Annotated in this window: 3 protein-coding genes and 2 pseudogenes; 1 reads left to right on the top strand and 4 read right to left on the bottom strand. The window is 60.0% G+C overall.

The window, feature by feature from the left end; genetic code table 11:
- Nucleotides 1–115 precede the first annotated feature (115 nt).
- The 3 genes and pseudogenes from P0R31_RS40375 to P0R31_RS40360 form a co-directional block, all read right to left on the bottom strand.
- Nucleotides 116–295 (bottom strand): annotated as a pseudogene (locus tag P0R31_RS40375) (IS256 family transposase); the annotation flags it as partial.
- Between the two features lie 1,790 nt (nt 296–2,085).
- Nucleotides 2,086–2,658: a PCC domain-containing protein gene (locus tag P0R31_RS40365; protein WP_275521151.1), complete on the bottom strand. Its 573-nt coding sequence runs from the start codon at nt 2,656–2,658 to the stop codon at nt 2,086–2,088.
- Between the two features lie 486 nt (nt 2,659–3,144).
- Entirely contained in the window at nt 3,145–3,306 is a 162-nt protein-coding gene (locus P0R31_RS40360; RefSeq protein WP_275521149.1) for a hypothetical protein, read from the bottom strand.
- 83 nt (nt 3,307–3,389) lie between these two features.
- Between P0R31_RS40360 and P0R31_RS40355 the strand changes: the two are divergent.
- Nucleotides 3,390–3,913 (top strand): annotated as a pseudogene (locus tag P0R31_RS40355) (amidase family protein).
- A gap of 432 nt (nt 3,914–4,345) precedes the next feature.
- Here P0R31_RS40355 and tnpC read toward each other — a convergent pair.
- Nucleotides 4,346–5,797, bottom strand: coding sequence for an IS66 family transposase (tnpC, locus tag P0R31_RS40350; protein ID WP_430516899.1), 1,452 nt, complete (start codon nt 5,795–5,797; stop codon nt 4,346–4,348).
- Between the last annotated feature and the right edge of the window lie 157 nt (nt 5,798–5,954).

Below are 5,954 nucleotides of genomic sequence, written 5' to 3'. Positions count from 1 at the left end.
CGTCTTCGAGAGCGTCAGGCCGGTCTCAACAGGGGGCCGGCTTCGATCGGAATGGGTGGCCGACTTCCGTCGGAATCGGTGGCCGGATTGCGTCGGAATCAGTGGCCGGCTTGCATCGGATTGCGCACTGGTGGCGATCCGTGGTCTTCAAATCGGCATGCTTGCCGAGAAAGTCCTCAACCTCGGCCTCGACAGCCTGGGCCAGAAGGGCACGTGCCCCGTTGCGCAAGACTTCTGTGAGTTGATCGGCGACGTTTCCTGGCTGAATCAGCTTGATGATGTTATCTTTGGACACGGCATATCGCTCCTTCGGTGGAGAAGTGGAGGCGTCAAGCACCCCACGATATGCCGCCTTTCCCATTCCCTCCGTCACCAACATAGCTCCTCGGCCTTGCCGTTCTTGTAGTGTCCAGGACACTCTGCGGCCGAGTGGTAAAGGCCGGCCTGCCGGGTCTCGCAAATCCCATAATTGTGTTCGGATCATTCCGGGCCAGTCGTGCAATCTTTGGATTCTTCGGCGCGGCTTTAGCCCCGAGTCAAACCTGTATCGCGGACGCAGTTGCCGCTCCAGCGCACGTACTGGATGTCGGTCTTCGACGGCGCAACTTAACCCTTTTTGGACCGCGGTTGGCCCGGTACAATCTTCATCATTGGTGTCCTTGAATTCGCAGGACCGCTGTACGCCTTTGCCCTGATCGCCACTGCAATGCCGTTCATCGTCGTTAATAGGTAAACCCTCCAGCCTAACCCATTCACCGCTTACGCCTTCCTGCTCTTGGCCTGCCAGAATGCGCTAGCACAGACCGTGGGTTTCCTGATCATCGACAAAACAACCAAAGCGCTACCTGAGCTCCCAGCCCAAGCCTTGCTGCGTACAGCCGAAACTCATATCGAGATTGCGATGGTCGCCGGTGCCGTTTACTTGGGCTCTGGGGTCTCATCCCAATGTTTCGCATGACCCTAAAGTCCTGCTGCGATGGGGTGTGGGACTGGCGTCGCTCGCAAGCGTCTTGATAGCCCTCTCGCCAGACTATGCCACGGCCACCGTGGGCTACGCTCTTGCTAACCTCGGCTTCTCCTCGACCGCGCTTCATCGTCGGTGCGCCCCTTTCGCTTCCGATGAAGGAGCAGTCCCGCGCAGCCGGAGCTATTGGGGCTGTCAATGTCATGATTGTGCTTTTGGCCGCGTTTGCGATGTGTCTCAGTCAGGTTTTCGCTCCGGCTCCGTTTCTTTTCGAGTTCATTGTGCTCGCTGGGCTGTTCGGCTATGCTTGCCTCAGTCCAATGCTGCGCAATGTCGGAAGCCGCGTCGCGACCGAAGAGATCAATAGGGGTTGGATCTAGTGACGTGAGCGAAACTTCGTCCCATAATGTCTGTTGAACTTTGTGGCAGAAGCGGTTGGCGGAGGGCAAAATCTGCTTTGCGGATTTGGTCCGCTAGGAAGGCTTCGGATTGTTGTGCCGGTCGATGTAGGTGCAGATGCCGACCTCGAATTGATTGATTCATGACGCGAACGTCGGCGTAAAGAGAACATGATAATGCGGCAGTCGAACCTGCCAAGCTTTGTCTTGGCTTTATGTGGGTGACGTAGTTGCCCATAGTGATATGGAGAGAGCTTCTATTGATTTACCATCGGGCTCTTCGAGGAACTCAGCCTTCGGCAAATGGAACAGGTCTTCCTTCGCGCCTATGTTTGGCGGAGGACGCGCGACCCAGAAACGAGCGCCGCAGGAGTCGATCCTCTCGTTCACCACGCCAACATGTTGAGGTGAACGTGGAGAGTTATCGCAGGCGCACCGCCTTCGAGCGAAAACGCGACCCACAACGGCCACCGCAGCCTAGCCCTACGCTGCTGTAATCTATCCCGACATCCTCGGCCCATTATCAGTGAAGAGATATCCTGCTGACCCCTCCGGCGTTCGGCCAACGCCTTGCCCTGTCCCTTTGGCATGGCGCGGCCTTCCGAATGATCGATAATCCAGAATCCGTGGTGGGCCACGTCGACCGGCTGGCACTTTTGCCGAACGGTGAAGACCGTCCACCGGTCGGACCTTCGCTTTGACGCCCGACTGCACTGTGCACGCCTACGCCGGGATGATGTCGTGATACATGCCGCGCATGTCCATGTTTGCTCTCAAAATGACCCCGGAGACTTTTGCGATGACCACTGAAAAGTGAGTCGGCACTTCAGCTTTCCCGTCATAACTGTTGCGGCAAACCGTTGACCCCTCCATGAGGTGGCCACAGACTGTCTCCGAAGAGTTCGTCACCGTAATATGAACGTGGCAATAGGGGGTCTTGTGTCCCACGAAGCCTGCCGCACCGAAGCCCGTGTCGATCTCAGTCATAAACGCTGGCGGCAGTTGCACCGACGGGCCCGGAACCCAGCCCATCCCAATGAGGCCATGAGCGCTCACCTCCAGGTACCCAGGCATCTGAACCATGTCGATCCCGTCCGTTCCTTTTCGCGGCTGGTGGGGTGCCCGCTGCAGCCGAACCGTATCCAACGTGCCGGTCGCGTCCAGAAGGACACCGGTTTTGACATCGTGTTTCTCGCAGATGTCCCAAAGGGCTCGAAGCAGGTCTTCGCCGTGCTCAAGGCGAGCGTAGATGACCTCCTCGATTTTCCCGCTGAATGACTGCCTTTCTTTCTTCATACCGCACCTCCGAAAATGATTAACGCGTGCCTCCCGAGTCCCAGACTGTTTGTCAGCCCGGACCGTTCCGTGGGGACACTACGGGATTCCGCAGTCGAATTTCCGCGATGTGGTGTTCTGTAACGACGCAATTCTTCGCCTGGACTCGAGAATGCGACACTTCTGTGCGATCAAACTCGGGGCGCAGCGCAAGGTCCGAGATCGTGTGGACTTTTGGGGATGAATTAAACCATCGGCTACACGTTAGCTCAGCTACCAAATCAGATAAAGACGAGTGCGCAAAGGGGATGGCAACCACGCTCCCCATCCGCTGGCGGTTCTTGCAGAAACCGGCCGAACTAGCCGGGAGAGGACGCGCACCGGCAGCAAGGTGCCGGGCTCGGCCGAAGGTCCACCACCCGGCACGACACAGTGGACATAGGATAGTGCCGCTCAGGGTATAGAGGACGGCAGTGAACGCTTTGCCGGGCGCCGAGGCGCTGCGCGTTAGCGCGATGGCCGGCGAGCGTCTCGGCACCGCAGCGGAACAACCACCACGAACTTGTTCTTTAAAGGGATCTCTCCGGAGACATTGGCAAGGAAGACGAAATGAAAATACGCTGCGGAAAGGAGCTCGGCTTGCGGATTCCACTCGATGTCGGCCAGCATTGAACGAACCCACTACGCGGGAGTGGGGCAAGACTGCTGAACTGAGGTGTCCTCTCAGAGGATGTTGGTCTTCGCACCACCCTATGGAGACAGGAGAGCCAGCGAGACCTTGGCTCGGTACTGCCTCGAGCGCGGCATGTGTCGCACTTGGCCGGACAGCTGGCGCAATCATTCTTGGCAAGACGGTCACGACGGAATTCGGGCCGGCACCTTCGGAAAAGACCCGGAATCCGCACAACCCGACCCATACGCCCGAGGGATCGCCCAGCGGCTCCGCAGCCGCCGTTGCGGAATGGTGCCCTGGGCGCTTGGAACGCAAACCTGGGGATCCACAATCCGGCCTGCTTCCTTCGGGACAGTGGGCTACAAGCCGACCTACGGCAAGGCCGACGTGACAGGCATCAAGACCTTGGCCGGTGGGCTCGACACACTGGGCGTGCTCGCCCGCGGCGTAGCTGACATCGGTGCTGGCTTCGGTCGTCACGGGTGGTCGCATTGCGGCCGAGACGTGGCCGCAGACCCCGCACATCGGCTTGCTTCACACTTCGCCCTCGGGGTCGCCCGATCCCGCGACACAGGACTTGCAGAGACAGTGCGAACGCATTAGCTAGGGCGGAAAGCGAATCCACGATGTTCCTTCGCCCGCGTCCATGGCCTCGTGGCCTGAAATCCTGGGCTAGTTTACGGCTGGGACATGGTCCAGGCGTTCGCCTGGAAACGCCTATATCGGCGCGACGAAGTCCAGCCGGAAACGCGGTAGGCATTCGAGGAATGCGGACGGTCCGCGACGCCCACGTCTTATGAGGTCGGATTGCGCGGGCGAATGAAGCGCGGGCGGGATGCGCGAGCCTGTTCACCGATTGCGATCACGGGCGATGCGGGATTCAACGGTGTCTGGTGGATGCTGCAACTGCCTTGCCTGACGCTGCCTACGGGCCGCGGCATCGCGGGCGGATTGCAGTTGGTCGGCCTCGCGACGAGGACGCGAAATTATTGCGAGCTGCTGACTTCGTTGAGGCGTAAGCGCTTAGCCGTCACCCTATTGATGCGGGCTTGACGCTTTGCGGAATCGCCACAGCATGAGGTCTTCGATCCTGCTGTGGGGATGGCCGTCGATGATCGCCTCGAGTGTTTCGGCGATGTAGGCAGCAGGGTTTACGTCGTTGAGTTTGCAGGTGGCGACGATCGAGGCGAGCAAAGCCCAGTTTTCCGCCCCGATTTCATGTCCGGCGAAGAGCGCGTTTTTCCTGGTCAAGCAGATCGGCCGGATGGCGTTCTCGACCGGGTTGGTGTCGAGCTCGAGACGCCCGTCTTCGAGGAAGCGGGTCAGCCCCTGCCAATGATTGAGCGCATAGCGGATATCCTCGGCGAGCGTCGAACCGCTGGAGATCATCGACAGCTGTTTCTCGAACCAGGATTTCAACGCGCCGACCATGGGCAGCGAGTGCTCCTTGCGCGCGGCCAGCCGGATGTCCGGCAATGCGCTGCGCACCATGGCTTCGATGGCGTAAAGCTGGGCGATGTGCCGAATGGCGGCCTCGGCGATCGGCGACTTGCTGTTGCGGGCTAATTTCACAAAGCGCCGGCGCAAATGGCTCCAGCAATGCACGAGCGTCCAAGGCCCTTGCGGTCGAACGACTTCGGTCATCCGGTCATATCCGTCATAGGCATCGCATTGCAGGAAGCTTCCGCCAAAGCCGTCCAGGAACTGCTCCGCGAACGCGCCGCTGCGACCGGGGGCATATCGGAACAACACGATCGGTGGACTTGGACCGCTGTGGCCACGGTCGTCTGACGCGATCGCCCAGAAGTAGCCTTTCTTCGTTTGACCTCGCCCCGGATCAAGCACCGGTGCCGTGGTCTCGTCCATGAACAGGCGATCCGCCATGGCCAGGTGGCGGCGCATCTGGTCCGCGATAGGCTGAAGATGGAAGCAGGCGCGGCCGGACCAGTTGCCCAGAGTCGCCCGATCAAGCCGAATGCCTTGACGCGCATAGATCTCGGCCTGACGATAAAACGGCGTGTGGTCGCCATACTTGGAGACGATCACATGAGCGATAGCCGCTTCGGTCGGCAGCCCGCCGGGCACGACGTGTTCTGGTGCGTGCGCCTGTGCGACAGGGCCCGAGCAGCGGCGACAGATGTATTTCGGGCGCCGTGTGACCAGCACGCGCCATTGCGCAACGTCGAGTCGCTTGCTGACGTCCTCGCCGATCTTCGTCATGGCGCCGCAACCGCACGGACAGAGCGTGCTCGCAGGCTCAATGATCCGTTCCACTCGCGGCAAATGGGCAGGCAGACAGCCGCGATTGCGATGGGAGCCTCGATCCGGATCGCTGCGCGATCGACCCTGGATGACCTTCTCGGCTCTTTCCTGCGCCGCGTCCAGAATGCCTTGCGCGATCTCCACTGCGGATTCCGACGAAGTCGCCCGGGTGTACCGATATCCCCGGCGATTCCGAGACGATGTCGCCCACCTTTCCGATTTGATCTCGCCCGGGGCGAGCGTTCTGGCTTCCTAGGTTCTCTGGCATCGGTCAAGCCGCGCGGTCAATCTGGAATCGCGACTTCAACCTTTTTTCTTCTTCTGCGGTTGCTGTGGGCATGTGGGCAACGCGATTGAGACTGGGCAAGAATCCTGGGTGCGC

It is taken from the genome of Bradyrhizobium yuanmingense, assembly GCF_029167105.1.
Lineage (GTDB): Bacteria > Pseudomonadota > Alphaproteobacteria > Rhizobiales > Xanthobacteraceae > Bradyrhizobium > Bradyrhizobium yuanmingense_A.
The sequence above is the reverse complement of the archived record's forward strand: the minus strand, read 5'-3'. Positions and strand labels throughout refer to the sequence as shown.

Excerpts from the sequence above, each read along its gene's own strand:
- P0R31_RS40365 (WP_275521151.1), bottom strand. The coding sequence starts at position 2,658 with ATGAAGAAAGAAAGGCAGTCATTCAGCGGGAAAATCGAGGAGGTCATC.
- P0R31_RS40360 (WP_275521149.1), bottom strand. The coding sequence starts at position 3,306 with ATGCTGGCCGACATCGAGTGGAATCCGCAAGCCGAGCTCCTTTCCGCA.